Origin of the sequence: Micromonospora sp. NPDC048839 (genome assembly GCF_040649915.1) — a bacterium.
In the GTDB taxonomy this organism is placed as follows: Bacteria; Actinomycetota; Actinomycetes; order Mycobacteriales; family Micromonosporaceae; genus Micromonospora.
The window spans coordinates 93,935-111,631 of sequence record NZ_JBEZGL010000025.1 but is presented as its reverse complement, the minus strand read 5'-3'; the positions used below and the strand labels follow the sequence as shown (position 1 = coordinate 111,631).

Sequence of the window (17,697 nt, the reverse complement as noted above, 5' to 3'; positions counted from 1 at the left end):
GTCCGCCTGGCGGACTAGCCCGCACCGCTGGTCCGTCTCGCGGACTAGCGCGGCAGGCCGGTCGCGCCCTCCCCGGCTGCGACCGGCCACCGTCGTGCCCGCGGTGTCCCTGATCAGTACGAGTAGCCCGAGCCCTCGGCGTCGCTGGTGCCGCTGTCCGCGGGCGGCGCGACCGGCTTCGGCGTGGAGGTGGGCAGGCAGCTGAGGTTCTTCTTGCCGTCCGGCTGGACCACGAACCAGGTGCCGCCAACCGCCTGGCCCTTCCACTGGCCGGGCTTCTTGTCGCCGATGTAGCGGTAGACCGGCCAGCCGGCGATGGTGAGCTGACGGGTGCCGTCCTGGCGGGTCACGCTGCTGACCTTGTCGTCGGACACGCCGCTGAGCTGCGGGTTGCCGTCGGTCAGCGCCGGCGGCCACACCTCGGCGCACTTGTCGACACAGTTCGACGAGGGCGGGTCGGCGGTGTCCTTGTCGAAGCGGTACAGGATCCAGCCGTCCTGGTCGGTGACCACCTTGCCCATCCGGGCGACGCTCTTGCCGACCAGCTTCTCGGTCAGGTTGACGTTCGCGGGCGGCGCGTCGGCTGCCGGCGCCTCCGCTGACGCCGACGCCTCGGCTTCAACCGACGCGCTGGGCTCGGCCGCGGCGACGGCGACCGGCTCGGCCGCGCTCGAGTTCGCCCCGTCGTAACCTGCGGGAGCGCAGGCCGTTAGTGCGACCATCGCGCTCGCGACGATGACGGTCCGCTTCATCTTTGCCACGTGCCCTCCTCATTCTTGGCAGTTCACCCATAGGTACGGGAGGCAGGCTGTCAAGGTTGAAGTAATAACAGTGGTCAATTTCACTTGGCCTGATTGAACCAATTCCAGCGCGAATGCGTACGCCCCTGATGCGAGACTTCTCCGGCAACGACAGATCGGCGCCGGCCATTGTTGCCAGGCCGGCGCCGATCCGTACGCGAGACTACATCGGTAGCGTGACCAGCGGACTCGCCACACCATTGGCGTCCACCGACTGCACCTGGAGTTGCTTGATGTCCTCCACCGGAGCCGACGTCGACGCACTCAACTCCAGACCCTGCGGTCGGGTGTTGGTGCCGTAACCGCCATCCGGTACGGACCAACTCGAAACGACCTCGGTGCTGGCGTTCTTGCGCACCACCACCAACCGGCAGGTGCGCGGGCCGGGCAGCTTCCGCAGAACGAAATTGATCCGCGTCCCGTACTCCCGCTTCACCAGGAACATGGTGGTCTGCACACCTGTCGTCGGGTCGGTGGCCTCGACCTGGTCGCCCTCCTCCTCGGTGCCGCCGACACCCGGGCCGCTCGGCGGGGCCGTCGGCCCGCTGGTCTGCGGGTCGATCGGCGCGCTCGGCGTCGGACCGGCGACCGGAGTCGACCCGCTGTCGGTCACGTTGACGAAGCCGTACCCGCTCAGACCGCCGAAGACCACCACGGCGGCGGCCGTCGCGAGCATCTGACGAAACCGGGTACGTCGCCGGTCGGCCCGGACCGCGCCCAGCGTCCGGTTCAGCAACGCCGGGTCGGTGGCCGTCTGCTCCAGCGCCATCATCGTCTCGCCGTCGATGTCGGAGAGCAACCCGACCACCGGCACCATCGTCTCCAACTCGGCCGCGCACGCCCAGCAGGTCGCGAGGTGCTCCTCGAACCGCTCCGTGTCCTGCTCGTCGAGCACACCGAGCGCGTACGCCGCGACGTCCATGTGGTCCGGCCGGCTCATTCTGTCACCCCCCGCTCCTGCAGAGCCGTGCGCAGCGCGCGCAGCGCGTAGTAGACCCTCGACTTGGCGGTGCCGAGCGGTAGCCCCAACTCCTCGGCGGCCTCCGGCACCGTCCGCCCCCGGAAGTACGTCGAGATCAGGATCTCCCGGTGCGACTGACTGAGCGTACGCAGCGCGTCCGCGACAGTCATGGTCCGCAGCACCCGGTCGGTGCTGTCCGCCTCGGCGAACGCGGTGAGATCCCGGTCGTACGTCTCCGGCGGCCGAGCCTCCTGGCTGCGGTGCTCGTCGATGGCGATCCGCCGGGCCACCGTGACCAGCCACGGCCGCAGCGACCCCTGCCCCTGCGTACCCAGACGGTGCGCGTTGCGCCAGGCCCGCAGCAGCGTCTCCTGGACGATGTCCTCCGCACGCTGCCGGTCCCCCCCGGTAAGACGCATCACGAACATCAGCAACGGACCGGCGTGCTCGGCGTAGAGCTGACGGATCAACTGGTCGGAATGGCTGGCCTCGGTTGTCGTCGCCTGATGGCGTCCGGGCGCCGGTCGCGGCGTCACCGGACCATTCTGGCGAGACGGCGCGTGCGCGTCGACCCCCCGGGCAGACGACGTCGGCCGTGACGAGGACCGCGCCGACATCCAGTCCGCGCCAACCACGTCGCCATGCCAACCGGCCGCCACCGCGTGCATGCAGACCTCCGGGGTGTCCGTAACCATCGCCGGCCCACGAAGCGGGCCGCCCGGTGGTACGCAGCAGCGCCCCGAGCGGATCAACAAACGGCGGAAATTTTTTCCCGCCGTCGTTGAGCCGGCGGTCAGCGGCGGACGGAGAACAGGCCCGGTGGCGGCGGATCCGAGCCGGTCGCGTCGGCGTCGCGGACCACAGGCGCCCCGCTGGCGAAGCGGTCCAACTCGTCGCCGGCCACCACCCGGCCCGGGAACCAGTCGCCGGCGGCGCGCCGGGTCAGCTCCGGCACCGGGGGCGTGGACCGCCCCGCGACCAGCACCAGATTGCCGTACCGGCGGCCCCGCAACACCGCCGCGTCCCCGACCAGACAGGCCTGCGGCAACACCGAGCGGACCGTGGCGACCTGCCCCCGTGCGTGCCGCAACGGCGGGCCGTCGGCCAGGTTCGCCAGATACCAGCCCGCCGGGCGGAGCACCCGGGCCACCTCGGCCGCGTACTCCACCGAGGTGAGATGAGCCGGGGTACGGGCACCGGCGAACACGTCGGCGACCACCACGTCGTAACTGGCGTCCCGGGTGGCGGTCAACACGGCCCGCGCATCCTCCACACGGACCCGCAGCCGGGCGTCGGACGGCCACGGCAGCACCCTGCGGACCAGCTCCACCAGCGCGCCGTCCACCTCGGCCACCCGCTGGGTGGAGCCGGGCCGGGTGACCGACACGTAGCGGGGCAGGGTCAGGGCACCGCCGCCCAGATGCAGCACCCGCAGCGGCTCACCCGCCGGTGCGATCAGATCCACCGCGGCCGCCAGCCGCCGCACGTACTCGAACTCCAGGTGCGTCGGGTCGGTCAGGTCGACGTGCGACTGCGGCGCGCCGTCCAGCAGCAGCGTCCACGAGCCGGGCCGGTCCAGGTCCGGCACGAGCTCGGCCTGCCCCGTGTCGACAGGCTCGACCACCCGGTCAGCCGCCCGTTTACGTCCCATCCCGACAAGTATCCGCGGTCAACGGGCCGCGCGCGCCGCGGCGGTCAACGCGCGGTGCAGCAACCGGGAATCGCCGAGCAGGGCACGCAGCCGGCGCTCCAGCCCGGCGATCGGGATCAGGTTCTGTGGGGCCCGCGGGTCCTTGTACGGGGTGGAGGCGAAGCGGGGCAGGGTGACAAGCGACAGGTCGGCCAACTCGATCGCCGCCTCGACGGGCAGGTCGGCCGAACACTCCACCCGGACGATGCCCGCCCACGGGGCGCCGATCGCCACCGGCAACCGCAAATACCACGACCAGCCACCCCAGGCGGTGCCCAGCCGGAACACCGGGGACCGCTCACCCGACGCCATACCCGTCACCACGGCCGTCAGCCGGGCATCCAGATACTGGCTGTGCTGGGTCTTGATGTAGCCCAGCGTGCGCGGCAACTGCCGGCGACTGCGCAACGGGCCGTCCACCACCAGCAGATCACCGTCGACCCGGGCGGCGTCGGACACCGCCACCTCCAGCGCGGTCAGCGGACCCTGCACGGCAGCCGGTAACTTCGCCAGCTCACCCGTGCCACCCACCCGGTGCACCGGGTAACGGATCGAGCCCGCCACCACATCCTGCGCCGACGGGCTCGCCGTGAACAGGCCCCGACCCACCCGGGTACCGGCCAACTGCGCGGCACCCCGACCCAGGTCACACCGGACCACCCCGGCCGCGTACGAGGCGGCCAGACCGGGGAACGACAGGCCGTCGGCCTCCGCCGTCCAGATGCTCGCGTCGATCCGGCGGACCCCGTCGACGAGCAGCACCACGTCGGGCGCCCGCACTCCGGGGCGTACCCCGATCGCCCGCCAGTCCACCGCGGGCAGCTCCACGTCCGCGTCGACCTGCGCGCTGCTCGGCGCGGCCGGCCCGGCGGTCGAGGCCTCGAACGACGCCCCGTACGCCGGATCCCACGAATCCACGAAGAACGCGGGGTCACTCACCGGCCGGCCCGTCCCATCCGCGCTGCACTCCTCGCGCTCACCGGCCCGACCTTTCGTTCGCGACTGCGGGGCTCCGCTGCGCTGCACTCCTCGCGCTCACCGGCCCGTCCGCTCCACGCGCGCGGAACGCGCATCCTTGCGCACCTCGAAGCGGACCGGGATGCGTTCGGCCAGCGCCGGCACGTGGGTGACCACGCCGACCATCCGGTCGCCCCGGGCGGCCAGGTTCTCCAACGTGGCGGCGACCGTGTCCAGGGTCGCGGCGTCGAGCGTGCCGAAGCCCTCGTCCAGGACTATCGACTCCAGGCTCGCCGCCGTTGTCGACATCCCGGCCAGCTGCTCGGAGAGCGCCAACGCCAACGCCAGCGACGCCTGGAACGTCTCACCGCCGGAGAGGGTCCGCACCCCCCGGCGCAGACCCGCGTCGTGGTGGTCGACCACCACGAACTCGCCCTTGTCGTGCACCAGCTCGTACTGGCCGGAGGACAACTCCCGCAGGATCCCCGACGCGCCGTCGACAAGCAGGTCCAACGCCTCGGCGAGCAACCACCGCTCGAAGTTGTTGGCCCGCAGGTGCCCGGCGAGCGCGCGCGCCACCTGCGCCTCCCGCTCGTGCCCCGCCCGCTGCTCGCGCAACGTGCCGGCCTGCTCGCGACGCTCGTGCAGCCGCCGCCGTTCGGCGTCGGCCCGCTCGACCGCCACCGTCGCCGCATGCACCGGGTCGTCACCGACCGGCACGTCGGCGGCGGCGAAGATGCCGGTGATGCGCCGCTGCACCGCGTCGGCCACCGACTCCGCCTCGGCGACCGCCACGGCCCGGCTCGCCCGATCGGCGCGGCGGCGGTCCGCCTCGGTCGCCGCCCAACCGGTGAGCGCCGCCCACGCGACAGCCACGTCGTCCCGATCGGTCACCGGCGGGCCGAACCGGGCCAACCCGTCGCGGGACGTGTCGAAGGCCCGCCACGCCGCCCGCAGCCGCTCCTCGGCGGCGTCCACCCCGGCCCGGGCCTGGCGCGCGGCCTCGCGGCCGGCCCGCACCGCGGTCGCCGCCTCCTCCAGCGCACGCCGCAACCGGGCGTGCTCGGCCAACTCCCGGCGCAACACCGCGGGCTCCGCCGCCCCGGCGAGCTGGTCGTCCAACTCGGCCAGTCGGGCGTCCACCTGCTCCTGCCGGGCCCGCGCCTGCACCAGCAGCCGCTCCAGGTCCCGCGCCGCCGCGTCCCGCTCCTGCACGGTTGCCTGCGCGGCCTTGGTCGCGGCCCGCGCCGCCTTGCCCGCCGCCGTCGCCGCCGCCACCGCCGAGTCGGCAGGCACCGCCGGCACCAGCTCCACCTGCTGCTCGCAGACCGGACAGGCCGCCCCGGCGTGCAGGTGCACCCGCAGGCTGACCGCCAGGTCGGTGGCCTTCGCCTCCTCGTGCGCCCGGAAGGCCGCCTCCAACTCGGCGTCGGCCCGCTCGGCGACCACGCGGGCAGCGGCCAGGGCCGCCACCGCCGTGGCGTGCTCGTCGTTCGCCGCGCGCACCGCCGCGCGGACCGTGTCGGCCTCGCCGGAGAGCCGGTCCCGATCGTCGTATGCCCGCAGCAGCAGCCGCACCGCGCTCTCGTCGCCGGCACCGGCCAACTCGCCGCGCAGCTTCTCCTCCCGCTCCTCGGCCAACGACACAGCGGTCGCCGCCGCCTCCGCGTCGGCCCGCGCCGAGGTGACCGCGCGGGCCACCTCGGCCACCCCGCGCGGCGCGCGCACCCCGGTCAGGACGGTCAGCTCGTCGTCGAGGGCGGTCAGCGCCGCCGCCGCCTCCCGGGCGGCGGAGCGGCCCGCCGCCAGCTCCGGAACGGCGGCGGCCACCTTGCCGGCCAGCTCGACCATCCGGTCGACCCGCGCGTCGGCCTCGGCCAACGCCTCGTCGTCCACGCCGGTCAGCCCGGCGAGCACCTGGTCGACCGCCTCCAGTCGGGCCTCCGCCTGCCCGGCGCGCGCCGTCGCCTTCTTCTGCACGTCCTCGTAGACCCCGAGGCCGAGCAGGTTGACCAGGATCTGCTGCCGGGTCGCCGGTTTGGCGTGCAGGAAGTCCGCGAACTGCCCCTGCGGCAGCACCACACAGCTGGTGAACTGCTCGTACGGCAGCCCCACCGCCTCCAGCACCGCCTGCTCCATCTCGGCGGGGGTGCCGGCCACCACCTCGCCGAGGTCGTCCGGGCTCAACCCGGTGTCCAGTTTGGTCACGTCGAAGCCCGCCGGCATCAGCTGCAACCCGGCGTTCGCGGTCTTCACGTTGCCCCGGCCGTCCCGGCGGACCACCCGGGTCGCCACGTACCGGGCGCCGCCGGACTCGAAGACCAACCGCACCCGCGCCTCGGTCGCCGACGGCGCGAGCGCGTTCGCCAACCCCCGTGCCCCACCCCAGCGGGGCACCATGCCGTAGAGGGCGAAGCAGATCGCGTCCAGCACCGTCGACTTGCCCGAACCGGTCGGGCCGATCAGCGCGAAGAAGTCGGCGTCGGTGAAGTCGACTGTGGTCTCGTCCCGGAAGACCGTGAAGCCGGCCATGTCCAACCGCATCGGACGCATCAGTGCTCGACCTCCTCGAAAAGCTCGTCGAAGAGCTCCCGGACACCCTCGTCGGCGTGGCCCCGGCTGTCCAGGTAGTCGGCGAACAACTCCCGCGGCGAACGCCCGGAACGCTGGGCGATGCGCGCGCCGCTGCCCGGTGCGGTCAACAGTTCCGGGTCGATCCGGATCTCCAGGGCCCGGGGGAGCAGCTCCTGCACCTCCTCGCGCAGGCCGGCGCGGGGCTGCTCCCGCACGTACACCCGCAGCCAGGCGTCCGGTGCCTCGATCTCGGCGAGCTGGGCCAGGGTGCCCCGCACCGTGCGCAGCGCGCTCGCCGCCGTCACCGGCACCTCCCGCACCCGGGCGGCGGTGCTGGCCGTCACCTCGACAATCGTCACCGAGGGGACGTTTTCCTGCTCACCGAAGTCGACAGCGAGCGGGCTGCCGCTGTACCGCACCGGGCAGGGGCCCGCGACCCGCTGCGCCCGGTGCAGGTGGCCCAGCGCCACGTAGTGCGCGGTGGCCGGGAAGACCGTGGCCGGAACGGCGTAGCCCAGCACGGTGTGCGCGTCGCGTTCGCCGCCACCGGTGGCCGCGCCGGTCACCGTGAGGTGCGCGGTGACCAGGTGCACCCGGTCCGGTTCGGTGAAACTCTCGGTCAGTCGTCCCAGCACCCGGCCCAGGTGGTCGGCGTACGTCTGGTTGGTCTCCGCGGCGGTCAGGTCGTACATCTCCAAAGCGCGCACCGCGTACCGCTGGGACAGGAACGGCAGCGCGGCCAGCCGCCACCGCTCGCCGCCGGCGGTGGTGCCGTCGATCACGTGCTCGTCGGGATCTTCCCGCACCCCACCGCGCAGCGTGATGCCGGCGGCATCGGCCCACGGGCGCAGCGCGTCCAGCGCGGGGCCGTTGTCGTGGTTGCCGCCGATCGCGACCACGTCCGCGCCGGTACGCCGCAACGCGGTCAACGCCCGGGTGACCAGCCGGGTCGCCTCCGAACTGGGCGCGGCGGTGTCGTAGAGGTCACCGGCGACGATCACCAGATCCGGCTGCTCGGCACGGGCGATGTCGATCACGCCGGCCAGCACGGCCTTGTGCTCGTCGGCCCGGGACTGCCCCTTGAGCACCTTTCCCACGTGCCAGTCGGAGGTGTGCAGGATCTTCATGGCTGTGCTGGCCCCTGCCTAGAACGGGATGTCGTCGTCGGAGCTGCCGCCCCCGGAACCCACCACCGCGAACGGGTCGGCGGACTGGGTGATCGAGCGCAGTGTCTCCGATGGTGCCCGGCCCGCCTCGGAGACCCGGGTCGCCCAGGCCGGGAACGGGAACTCCAGGCACAGCGGCACCGGAATGTCCGGCTGGTTGACGAACATCGTGCCCGGCTTGGCCAGCAACGCCCGCTGCCGCTGCGCGGGCGGGAGGAAGCCGTACTCCGGGCGGGAGGCCTCGGCCGGGTCGAGTCGGCCGACCACCCGGATCGCCGAGTTGGTGACGATGCGCCGCTCCACCTCACTCGCCGTCTGCTGCGCGCCGATCAGGATCACCCCGAGCGAGCGGCCCCGCTCGGCGATGTCGAGCAGGACCTCCTTGATCGGCGAGGAGCCCTCCCGGGGGGCGTACTTGTTGAGCTCGTCGAGGACGACGAAGAGCAGCGGCTTGGCGGTGCCGGACTTCTCCTTGCGCTCGAACTCGCTCTTCAGCGTCACACCGACCACGAACCGCTGCGCGCGGTCCGGGAGGTTGTGCAGGTCGACCACTGTCACCTGGGCCGACTCGCTGGTGTTGATCGAGTGCGGGCGGCGGGTGGCCAGGTCGCCGCGGATCAACCGGGCGAGGTCCTTCTTGCTGCCGATCAACCGCCGGGCGAACGCGTTGACGGTGCCCAGACCGACCGCGCTGCCCGCCCAGTCGGAGCGGGTCTCGTCGTCGTTGAGCTGGTCGACGATGTGGTCGACCAGGTCGCCGTAGGAGCCGAGCCGCACCCCGTCGATGCTCACCCCGCCGTCGGCCGGCTGGGCGTAACGGGCCAGGTGCGCGGTCACCGAGTGGACCACCATCGTGTACTGCTGGCGCTCGTCGTCGGCGTCGGCGAAGACGTACGGCAGCAGGCGGTCGGCGCAGAACTCGCTCAACGTCCAGTAGAACGAGTCCACCCCGGTGAGCCGGCTGCTCACATCAGGTGTGCCCGCCGCGTCACCGACCCGGGGCGGGGCGTACACCCGCACGTCGGGGAAGGCGCCGGCGCTCAGCCCGAGCTTCGCGTACGCCGCGCGGGTGGGATCGTCGAGGCGGGAGTTGGGGTGGTCCAGGAAGAGCAGGTCCTCACCCTTGACGTTGAAGATCAGCGCCTTGGCGTTGACCGCGTCGCCGCCCAGCACACCGGAGCGGAAGACCGAGTAGAGCAGGAAGGTCGCGAAGCTGGTCTTGGTGGCCACCCCGGAGATGCCGGAGATCGAGACGTGCGCGCCGCGGCTGCCGTCGAGGAAGTCGGCGTTGAGATAGACCGGGACGCCGTCGCGACCCATCCCCATCGGGATGCGCCGCTCCATCCGGTCGAAGTGCAGCGCGCGCGCCCGGGCGTCGCCCTCGGCCCGGAACACCACCGCGCCCGGGGTCGGCGGCACGTACAGCTCCGGATCGACACGTGTCGTGGTGACCTCGGCCGCCTCCTGCACCTGCGCGGGAAGCGTGCCGTCCGCGATGGCGAACACGTCGGAGTCGAACTGGGCGCCCTCGTGGCGCGCGCGGACCTGGGTGACCACCCCGGCGATCGTCACCGGCTCCCGGTCCGGCAGCTCCCGCCGGGTGACCACCACGTCGTCGAGCTGCAGATAGCTGCCGGGCGCCACGGCCGTCCAGAACTGCAACGGGGTGGCGTCGGCGGTGCCCAGCACCCGCCCGACCGCCTCGCCAGGGCTGTCGAGGTCGGCGTCGGTCATCGGGCGACTCGGGTCGGTCGGTCAGCACGGTCGGGAACCATGAGGTGCATCCTGCCCGAGGAGTACGACAGGTCGCCACGCGACGCGTCGGACGACACCCTGCGCCGTCCGGCTCCTGACGCTGGGTGCCTGGGCGAGAACAGTGCGTCGCTCTCTCAACCTCTCGGCCGGCGGTCGCGTTACCCAGACATGGAGCCCGCATGAATGACGACTTCGAGACCTTCGTCTCGACACGTGGTCCCCGACTCCTGCGGTTCGCCGTTCTGATCACCGGTCAACGCGCGGACGCCGAGGACCTGCTGCAGGAGGTGCTGATGCAGGCGTACCCGCGCTGGCGGGTGGTGCGGGAACGGCAGCCGGAGGCCTACCTGCGCCGCGCCATGACCAACCGCCTGATCAGTCGCTGGCGCTCGCCGTGGAGTCGCCGACGCGTCGCCGGGTTGCCGGACCACCTCACGCAGCCGGACGAGGTGGGTCGGGTGGACGACCGCGAACTGCTGCTGGACGCGCTGCGTCAACTCCCGCCCCGGATGCGGGCGGTCGTGGTGCTGCGGTACTGGCTGGGCTGCTCCGAAGCGGAGACGGCCGCCGAGTTGGGCTGCTCGGCCGGGTCGGTGAAGAGCCAGGCGTCCCGTGGCCTGCACCGACTCCGCGCCGGTCTGGAAGGTGCCGCTGCGCTCCCGATCGACGTCACGAAGGAGAACCATGCGTGATCACGAGGTCACCGAGATGCTCGATCGCGCGGTCGCGACTGTCGAACTGCCCGCGGGTTTCACCGCCCGGGTGGTCGCCGGCAGCCGGACCCGACGCCGGCGACGTCTCCTGCTCTCCGGCGGTGCGCTGGTCGTCGTGGTGGCGCTGGCATCCCCGCTGGTGACACCGGATGGACCGGCCGGGCCGGGTGGTGGTGCGGGGAGCGGCGACGCGGGGCCGAGCGCCGAACTAGAGGTCCCGGCCGGGATCGTCGGCTCCGACGGCGGACCCGTCACGCCCGACCGGGTGGTCGCGGTGGGTCGGGCCGGCGCGGAGACGCTCGTGGTGCTGCGCCGTACCGCGCGGGCCCAGGAGCTGTCCGGGGGAGGACAGGCGGCCGAGGTGTGGATCGCGCCCGAGGGCGGCGACCCGCGCCGGGCGCTGGACTACCTCTCGTACGACCTGGCCTGCCTTGAGGGTGACCAGGTCTGCGCGGAGATCCGGTCCGCCGGCGGGGGGCTGGGACTGGCGATCGCCCACCGGTCGGGCGGCCGGCTGTTCGTCCTGGCTCAGGCGCCCGAGGGTCGTACCGTCGAGGTGGTCGTCAACGGCGTGCCGCAACCGGTCGGTGCCGCGCCGCGCGGCGCGGTGGCCGAGGTGGTCGCCGACGAACCGTACGACGACGTGCAGGTGTGGGCCACCATGGCGGACGGCCGGCGTTATCGGATCGTCTGGGCGCCCGGCGCCGTGCTGATCGACTGATTCCCCGGAGAACCGACAGGTCACCGACGGGCGTGGCGCAGCAGGAGGACACCGTCCTCGGCGGCCAGCACGTGCCGCAGGGTGAGTTGGCGCGGCGGCGCGGGGTCTCCCGCGCTGATCCGGCCCGGTCCGGGACCCGCCAGCAGCGGCGCGACGGTGAGGCACAGTTCGTCCACCAGGTCGGCATCGGCGAGCGCGCCGAACAGGTGCGGGCCGCCCTCGCAGAGCAGTTGGGTCAGCCCGCGTCGGTGCAGGTCGGCGAGACCGGCGGCCAGGTCGACCCGCTCGGTGCCGCGGCGCAGCAGGTCGGCGACGTCGGTCAGGCCGGGCGGCGGCTCGGCGTCGGCGTGGGTGAGCACGATCGGCCGGGTCGGGGCGTCGGCGAAGGCGGCCTGCCTCGGATCCAGGTCCAGCGAGCCGGAGACGACCACGAGCGTGGGGTACTCGGCCAGCCCGTGCTCGCGTCGCCAGGCGCGGCGGCGCTCGTCGAGGCGGACCGCACGGTATCCCTCGTGGCGCAGCGTGCCGGCGGCCACCACCAGCGCGTCGCAGAGCATTCGCAGCAGCCCGAACACCCGTTTGTCCGGCTGCCCGGAGAGCCCGGCCGAGTAGTCGTCCACGGTGACCGCGCCATCCAGGCTGGTGACGAAGTTGACCCGCAGTCGCGGCTCGTCCGCGCGGCGGTACAGGGCGGTCAGCGCGGCGTCGTCGAGTTGCTGCGTCGACGGCTCGGGCCAGAGCCGTCGGATCGGAATTCCGACGCTCATTCGCTGGCCGGACCGGTGACCGGAGGGGTCGGTTCGGCGGTACGGTGCTGGCAGTCGCACCAGTTCCGGCCCGGGCAGTCGTCGTGTCGCCGGGCCCGGCACGCTCGGCAGATCATGCTCGCAGCCTAAGCCGCGGGAGGACAGGACAGCATGCCGCGTCAGATCTTCCAGCTGAAGATGTCCCTCGCCGGCGTCCGCCCGCCGGTGTGGCGACGGGTGCTCGTGCCGGCCGGCTACACGCTGGACCGGTTGCACCGGGTGGTGCAGCACGCGATGGGTTGGCGTGACTGCCGCCTGCACTCGTTCGAGATCGACGCCATGCAGTACGGCGAGCCCGACCCGGACGGGGAGTTGGCGCTGCACGACGAGCTGGACGCGCGGTTGGACTCGGTGCTCGGCAAGGGCAGCCGGTTCTCCTACACCTACGACTTCGGCGACTGGTGGGAGCACGACCTGGTCGTGGAGGACGCGCTGACCGCGGACCCGGACGAGCGGTACCCGGTCTGCCTGAACGGCGAGCGGGCCTGCCCGCCGGAGGGTGTCGGCGGGCCGTCGGGGTACCAGGCGCTCCTGGTCGCGTTGGCCGACGAGGACGACCCGGTCGGGCCGATCGATCCCCGGCACGCGACGCTGCGCGACTGGGTGGGGTCCACCTTCGACCCGTCCCGCTTCGACCCGGACCGGGCCACCACCCTGCTGCGCCGCTTCTGCTGAAATCGACGCAGGTCGAGGCGGAGTTCCAGGCCCGGGGAGCGGTAACGATCTGGGAACGCTCCCAACGTCCTATTGACACCCCCGTTACCTGTCGGCAATCTCATGGGAGCGCTCCCGGAGGTGGCATGGGTCACTCACACACACCCTGGCGCGGCGCGATGAGCACCCCCACCACACACATCAGCCTCACCACCGGAAAGAGGGGTCAGCGAATGAGTGTCACCACGCGGCGTACCCGCCTGGCGGCCGCTGCCCTGGCCGCGATCACCGCGGTCAGCGGTCTCGCAGCCTGCGGCAACGACGACGACAAGCCGGCGGCCGGCGAGAAGCCCGCCAAGCTGGTCGTCGACACCTTCAGCGAGTTCGGCTACGACGAGCTCGTCAAGCAGTACGAGAAGGACACCGGCATCAAGGTCGAGCTGCGCAAGACCGCGCAGCTCAGCGAGTACCGGCCGAAGCTGGTCCGCTACCTGGCCACCGGCAAGGGCGCGGCGGACGTCACCGCCCTGGAAGAGGGCATCCTCAACGAGTTCAAGACCAACCCGAAGAACTGGGCTGACCTCACGCCGCACATCGCCGACCACTCCAAGGAGTACCTGCCCTGGAAGTGGGAGCTGGGCAAGGCGCAGGACGGTCGGCTGGTCGGCCTGCCGACCGACGTCGGCAGCCTCGCCGTCTGCTACCGCAAGGACCTGTTCCAGGCCGCCGGTCTGCCCACCGAGCGCGACCAGGTGTCGGCGCTCTGGCCGGACTGGAAGGGCTTCCACGACGCCGGCCTGAAGTACAAGCAGGGCAGTGGTGGCAAGGCGTTCGTCGACTCGATCACCGCCGTCTCCAACGGTGTCATGTTCCAGGGCAACGGTGACCTGTTCTACGACAAGGAAAACAACATCATCGCGGACACCAGCCCCGCGGTGAAGAACGCCTGGGACACCGCCACCTCGATGGCGGACATCTCCGCCAAGGCGCAGACCTGGTCGCCGGAGTGGTCGGGTGGCTTCAAGCAGGGCACCTTCGCGGTCACCTTCTGCCCGTCCTGGATGCTCGGCATCGTGTCGGACAACTCCGGTGCGGCCAACAAGGGCAAGTGGGATGTCGCGGCCGTTCCGGGCGGCGGCGGCAACTGGGGCGGCTCGTGGCTCGCGGTTCCGGAGCAGAGCAAGTACCCGAAGGAGGCGGCGAAGCTCGCCGAGTACCTGACCAACGCGAAGAGCCAGGTGGAAGCCTTCAAGCTCAAGGGCCCGCTGCCCACGAACCTGGAGGCGCTGAAGAACGACGCGTTCCTCAGCTACACCAACGAGTACTTCAGCAACGCGCCGACCGGCAAGATCTTCGGTGAGAGCGTCGCCAAGATCCAGCCGACCCACCTGGGTCCGAAGCACCAGGCGGTGAAGGAGAACGCGTTCGAGCCGGCCCTGCGGGCGTTCGAGAGCGGGCAGGCCAACAAGGCCAAGGCCTGGGAGCAGTTCACGAAGGACGCCAAGACTCAGGGTGCCTTCTGAGTGATCCCCTGCCGGTGGCGTTCGGGGTTTCCCGGACGCCACCGGCCGGTCCCCTCCGCGTAGCGCCCTGCGCGAGGGCCCCCGGGCCTCGCCGGAAAAGGAAATTCGCATGAGCCTGTCGGCCACGACGGCACCGCCGTCGCCAGCAGCACCGCCTTCTCCCGACGTCTCTTCCCGACGTAGCCGGGCAAGGTTACTCAACCGCCTCGACGTCAAGTACTCGCCGTACCTCTACATCGCCCCGTTCTTCCTGATCTTCGGCGTGTTCGGGTTGTACCCGATGCTGCGTACCGTCTGGATGTCCCTGCACGACTGGGACATGATCGGCGACCACTCGTTCATCGGCTTTGACAACTACACCCGGCTCGTGTCCGACGAGTACTTCTGGAACGCGCTGGTCAACACGTTGGGCATCTTCGCCCTGTCGACCATCCCGCAGCTGTTGCTCGCCCTCTTCCTGGCGAACCTGCTCAACCGGACCTTCCTGCGCGCCAAGACCTTCTTCCGGATGGCCATCTTCGTGCCGAACGTGGTGTCGGTGGCCGCGGTCGCGATCGTCTTCGGGATGCTGTTCCAGAAGGAGTTCGGCCTGTTCAACTGGCTGCTCAGCCTCGTCGGTGTCGACGCGGTCGACTGGGACGGGCAGCGGTGGAGCTCCTGGTTCGCCATCTCCACGATGGTCAACTGGCGGTGGACCGGTTACAACACCCTGATCCTGCTCGCCGGGATGCAGGCGATCCCGAAGGACCTCTACGAGGCCGCCGCGATCGACGGCGCCAGCCAGTGGCGGCAGTTCTGGCAGATCACCCTGCCGATGCTCAAGCCCACCTTCATCTTCGTGGTCATCCTCTCCACGATCGGCGGCATGCAGCTCTTCACCGAGCCCCTGCTCTTCGCCAACGGCAACATTCTCGGCGGCAACCAGCGGGAGTTCCAGACGCTGGCCATGTACATGTACGAGATGGGCATCGAGAACCTGAGCACCGCCGGCTACGGAGCCGCGGTCGCCTGGGCGATCTTCATGATCATCGTCGTGGTGTCGCTGTTCAACTTCCTACTCGTCCGCCGCTCGGCGAAGTGAGGAGAGATCGATGATCTCGGCTTCCCAGCGCCTGTGGCGCACCAGTCCGCTGACCTACGTCGCGCTCGTCCTGGCGGCGCTGCTGTCGATCTACCCGTTCTACTACATGTTGGTGATCGCCACTCGCAGCCTGGACCAGATCAACGACGTGCCGCCACCGATTACCCCCGCCGGCGCGTTCGGTGACAACTTCGGGCGGGTGCTCGACAACGACGCCGCCAACTTCTTCACCGGCATGATGAACTCGGTCATCGTCTCCTCGGTGGTCACCCTGTCGGTGGTGCTCACCGGTTCGCTGGCCGGGTTCGCCTTTGCCAAGCTGCGGTTCAAGGGCAGCAACGCCCTCCTGCTGACGATCATCATCACCATGATGATCCCGACCCAGATGGGGCTCATCCCGCTCTGGAGCATGATGCAGGACCTGGGGTGGTACGACACCCTCTACGCGGTCACCGTGCCGTTCCTGGTCACCGGCTTCGGCGTGTTCATGATGCGGCAGTACGCCAGCCAGGCGATCTCCGACGAGCTGATCGAGGCCGGTCGGGTCGACGGGGCGAGCACGTTCCGGATCTACTGGAGCATCGTGCTGCCCGCACTGCGCCCCGCCGCCGGCGTCCTCGGTCTGCTGACCTTCATGGAGACCTGGAACTCGTTCATCTGGCCGTACGCCATCCTCACCCCGGAGAACCCGACCCTCCAGGTCTCGCTCTCCTTCCTCTCGTACGCCTACTACACCGACTACTCCCAGGTGTTCGCCGCCACGGCGATCGGCACCATCCCCCTGGTAATCGTCTTTCTCGTGTTCGGCCGCCAGATCATCGGCGGGATCATGGAAGGTGCCGTCAAGTCGTGAGCAACCCCGCCAGCCCCAACGCCGTCGACGTCCTCGACGAGCGCCCCGGGCTGACCTTCCCACCCGGTTTCCTGTGGGGGGCCGCGACAGCGGCATACCAGATCGAGGGGGCGGCGGCCGAGGACGGCCGTACCCCGTCGATCTGGGACACCTTCAGCCACACCGACGGTCGAGTCCTCCTCGGGCACACCGGCGACGTCGCGTGCGACCACTACCACCGCCTCGGCGACGACGTCGCGCTGATGGCCGAGCTGGGCCTCAAGTCGTACCGTTTCTCGGTCTCCTGGTCCCGGGTGCAGCCCGGCGGCGTCGGCGCGGCCAACCCGCAGGGGTTGGACTTCTACCGCCGGCTGGTCGACGAGCTGCTGGCCAACGGCATCGAGCCGTGGCTGACCCTCTACCACTGGGACCTGCCGCAACCGCTGGAGGACGCCGGCGGCTGGCCGGCCCGGGACACCGCGGCCCGCTTCGCCGACTACACGACACTGGTGGCCGACGCGCTCGGCGACCGGGTGCGCTACTGGACCACGCTGAACGAGCCGTGGTGCTCGGCGTTCCTCGGCTACGGTGCCGGTGTGCACGCCCCCGGCCGCACCGACGGTGCGGACGCGGTGCGCGCCGGGCACCACCTGATGCTCGGACACGGCCTGTCCGTGCAGGCGCTGCGGGCCGCCCGGCCGACCGCCGAGGTGGGCGTGACGGTCAACCTCTACCCGGTGGACCCGGCCAGCGACGCCCCGGCGGACGTGGACGCCGCCCGCCGGATCGACGGGTTGGCCAACCGGTTCTTCCTCGACCCGCTGCTGCGGGGGTCGTACCCGGAGGACCTGGTGGCCGACCTCGCCACGGTGACCGACTTCGGCCACGTGCACGACGGCGACCTGGCGACCATCGCCACGCCGCTGGACCTGGTCGGGGTCAACTACTACAGCCGGCACGTGGTCGCCGCGGCGACCGAGGGCGCCGCGACCGACGCGGCCCCGTCGTGCTGGCCGGGCAGCGAGGACGTCCGGTTCGTCAGCCGTGGCGTACCGGTGACCGACATGGGCTGGGAGATCGACGCCCCGGGCCTGGCCGAGACGCTGCGCCGGGTGCACGACTACACCGACCTGCCGCTGTACGTCACCGAGAACGGTTCCGCGTTCGTCGACTCGGTGGTCGACGGGCAGGTCGACGACGTCGACAGGTTGGCCTTCTTCGACGCCCACCTGCGCGCCGCGCACGAGGCGATCAACGACGGAGTTCCCCTGCGGGGATACTTCGCCTGGTCGTTGATGGATAATTTCGAATGGGCCTGGGGTTACACCAAGCGGTTCGGCATGATCCACGTCGACTACGACAGCCAGGTCCGCACCCCCAAGTCCAGCGCCAAGTGGTACGCCTCGGTGATCCGGCGCAACGGTCTGGCCGCACAATAGGCTCGGGCCAGCCATCAGGACGGCC

General features: G+C 71.2%; 16 protein-coding genes. 7 read left to right on the top strand and 9 right to left on the bottom strand.

Features of this window, described 5'->3' with window-relative positions; genetic code table 11:
• Window positions 1-113 precede the first annotated feature (113 nt).
• From AB0C25_RS32525 to AB0C25_RS32490, 8 genes are all read right to left on the bottom strand, one after another.
• The gene (locus AB0C25_RS32525) at window positions 114-752 is read right to left on the bottom strand and encodes a hypothetical protein (RefSeq protein WP_357378387.1); all 639 of its coding nucleotides are present in this window, start codon (window positions 750-752) and stop codon (window positions 114-116) included.
• Window positions 753-963: 211 nt separating this feature from the next.
• On the bottom strand, window positions 964-1,740 hold the full coding sequence (locus tag AB0C25_RS32520; protein ID WP_357378373.1) for a zf-HC2 domain-containing protein: 777 nt from the start codon (window positions 1,738-1,740) through the stop codon (window positions 964-966).
• Window positions 1,737-2,429, bottom strand: coding sequence for a sigma-70 family RNA polymerase sigma factor (locus AB0C25_RS32515; RefSeq protein ID WP_357248063.1), 693 nt, complete (start codon window positions 2,427-2,429; stop codon window positions 1,737-1,739). The genes AB0C25_RS32520 and AB0C25_RS32515 overlap by 4 nt, the downstream gene beginning before the upstream one ends.
• 125 nt (window positions 2,430-2,554) lie before the next feature.
• The gene (locus AB0C25_RS32510; protein WP_357378371.1) at window positions 2,555-3,412 is read right to left on the bottom strand and encodes a fused MFS/spermidine synthase; all 858 of its coding nucleotides are present in this window, start codon (window positions 3,410-3,412) and stop codon (window positions 2,555-2,557) included.
• An 18-nt stretch (window positions 3,413-3,430) separates the two neighbouring features.
• Window positions 3,431-4,390, bottom strand: a complete 960-nt coding sequence (locus tag AB0C25_RS32505) for a hypothetical protein (protein ID WP_357378369.1) — start codon at window positions 4,388-4,390, stop codon at window positions 3,431-3,433.
• A gap of 96 nt (window positions 4,391-4,486) precedes the next feature.
• Entirely contained in the window at window positions 4,487-6,961 is a 2,475-nt protein-coding gene (locus tag AB0C25_RS32500) for an SMC family ATPase (RefSeq protein ID WP_357378367.1), read from the bottom strand.
• Window positions 6,961-8,109 carry an exonuclease SbcCD subunit D gene (locus AB0C25_RS32495; protein ID WP_357247781.1) on the bottom strand — a complete coding sequence of 383 codons (1,149 nt, stop codon included), beginning with the start codon at window positions 8,107-8,109 and terminating at the stop codon, window positions 6,961-6,963. The genes AB0C25_RS32500 and AB0C25_RS32495 overlap by 1 nt, the downstream gene beginning before the upstream one ends.
• An 18-nt stretch (window positions 8,110-8,127) precedes the next feature.
• Window positions 8,128-9,882 carry an ATP-binding protein gene (locus AB0C25_RS32490; RefSeq protein ID WP_357378365.1) on the bottom strand — a complete coding sequence of 585 codons (1,755 nt, stop codon included), beginning with the start codon at window positions 9,880-9,882 and terminating at the stop codon, window positions 8,128-8,130.
• A gap of 200 nt (window positions 9,883-10,082) precedes the next feature.
• Here AB0C25_RS32490 and AB0C25_RS32485 point away from each other — a divergent pair, with 200 nt between their 5' ends.
• On the top strand, window positions 10,083-10,595 hold the full coding sequence (locus AB0C25_RS32485; protein ID WP_357378363.1) for a SigE family RNA polymerase sigma factor: 513 nt from the start codon (window positions 10,083-10,085) through the stop codon (window positions 10,593-10,595).
• Entirely contained in the window at window positions 10,588-11,337 is a 750-nt protein-coding gene (locus AB0C25_RS32480) for a hypothetical protein (RefSeq protein ID WP_357378361.1), read from the top strand. The genes AB0C25_RS32485 and AB0C25_RS32480 overlap by 8 nt, the downstream gene beginning before the upstream one ends.
• 20 nt (window positions 11,338-11,357) lie before the next feature.
• On the opposite strand, the gene AB0C25_RS32475 is transcribed toward AB0C25_RS32480, so the two are convergent.
• Complete coding sequence (locus AB0C25_RS32475; protein WP_357378359.1) at window positions 11,358-12,104, bottom strand: pyrimidine reductase family protein; 747 nt, start codon at window positions 12,102-12,104, stop codon at window positions 11,358-11,360.
• A 150-nt stretch (window positions 12,105-12,254) separates the two neighbouring features.
• Between AB0C25_RS32475 and AB0C25_RS32470 the strand changes: the two genes are divergently transcribed.
• The 5 genes from AB0C25_RS32470 to AB0C25_RS32450 all read left to right on the top strand — a co-directional run bounded on the left by AB0C25_RS32470 (window position 12,255) and on the right by AB0C25_RS32450 (window position 17,672).
• Window positions 12,255-12,818, top strand: coding sequence for a plasmid pRiA4b ORF-3 family protein (locus AB0C25_RS32470; protein ID WP_357378357.1), 564 nt, complete (start codon window positions 12,255-12,257; stop codon window positions 12,816-12,818).
• 212 nt (window positions 12,819-13,030) lie between these two features.
• Window positions 13,031-14,320, top strand: a complete 1,290-nt coding sequence (locus AB0C25_RS32465) for an extracellular solute-binding protein (RefSeq protein ID WP_357378355.1) — start codon at window positions 13,031-13,033, stop codon at window positions 14,318-14,320.
• 109 nt (window positions 14,321-14,429) lie between these two features.
• Window positions 14,430-15,401 carry a sugar ABC transporter permease gene (locus AB0C25_RS32460; RefSeq protein WP_357378353.1) on the top strand — a complete coding sequence of 324 codons (972 nt, stop codon included), beginning with the start codon at window positions 14,430-14,432 and terminating at the stop codon, window positions 15,399-15,401.
• 10 nt (window positions 15,402-15,411) lie between these two features.
• Window positions 15,412-16,254 (top strand): carbohydrate ABC transporter permease, encoded by an 843-nt coding sequence (locus tag AB0C25_RS32455; RefSeq protein ID WP_357378351.1) that lies wholly within the window; start codon window positions 15,412-15,414, stop codon window positions 16,252-16,254.
• Window positions 16,251-17,672 carry a GH1 family beta-glucosidase gene (locus AB0C25_RS32450; RefSeq protein WP_357378349.1) on the top strand — a complete coding sequence of 474 codons (1,422 nt, stop codon included), beginning with the start codon at window positions 16,251-16,253 and terminating at the stop codon, window positions 17,670-17,672. The genes AB0C25_RS32455 and AB0C25_RS32450 overlap by 4 nt, the downstream gene beginning before the upstream one ends.
• Window positions 17,673-17,697: the final 25 nt, after the last annotated feature.

Bases quoted from the DNA above. Each gene is read 5' to 3' on its own strand.
- AB0C25_RS32525 (WP_357378387.1), bottom strand. From the start codon at position 752: ATGAAGCGGACCGTCATCGTCGCGAGCGCGATGGTCGCACTAACGGCC.
- AB0C25_RS32520 (WP_357378373.1), bottom strand. From the start codon at position 1,740: ATGAGCCGGCCGGACCACATGGACGTCGCGGCGTACGCGCTCGGTGTG.
- AB0C25_RS32515 (WP_357248063.1), bottom strand. From the start codon at position 2,429: ATGCACGCGGTGGCGGCCGGTTGGCATGGCGACGTGGTTGGCGCGGAC.
- AB0C25_RS32510 (WP_357378371.1), bottom strand. From the start codon at position 3,412: ATGGGACGTAAACGGGCGGCTGACCGGGTGGTCGAGCCTGTCGACACG.
- AB0C25_RS32500 (WP_357378367.1), bottom strand. From the start codon at position 6,961: ATGCGTCCGATGCGGTTGGACATGGCCGGCTTCACGGTCTTCCGGGAC.
- AB0C25_RS32495 (WP_357247781.1), bottom strand. From the start codon at position 8,109: ATGAAGATCCTGCACACCTCCGACTGGCACGTGGGAAAGGTGCTCAAG.
- AB0C25_RS32490 (WP_357378365.1), bottom strand. From the start codon at position 9,882: ATGACCGACGCCGACCTCGACAGCCCTGGCGAGGCGGTCGGGCGGGTG.
- AB0C25_RS32485 (WP_357378363.1), top strand. From the start codon at position 10,083: ATGAATGACGACTTCGAGACCTTCGTCTCGACACGTGGTCCCCGACTC.
- AB0C25_RS32480 (WP_357378361.1), top strand. From the start codon at position 10,588: ATGCGTGATCACGAGGTCACCGAGATGCTCGATCGCGCGGTCGCGACT.
- AB0C25_RS32475 (WP_357378359.1), bottom strand. From the start codon at position 12,104: ATGAGCGTCGGAATTCCGATCCGACGGCTCTGGCCCGAGCCGTCGACG.
- AB0C25_RS32470 (WP_357378357.1), top strand. From the start codon at position 12,255: ATGCCGCGTCAGATCTTCCAGCTGAAGATGTCCCTCGCCGGCGTCCGC.
- AB0C25_RS32465 (WP_357378355.1), top strand. From the start codon at position 13,031: ATGAGTGTCACCACGCGGCGTACCCGCCTGGCGGCCGCTGCCCTGGCC.
- AB0C25_RS32460 (WP_357378353.1), top strand. From the start codon at position 14,430: ATGAGCCTGTCGGCCACGACGGCACCGCCGTCGCCAGCAGCACCGCCT.
- AB0C25_RS32455 (WP_357378351.1), top strand. From the start codon at position 15,412: ATGATCTCGGCTTCCCAGCGCCTGTGGCGCACCAGTCCGCTGACCTAC.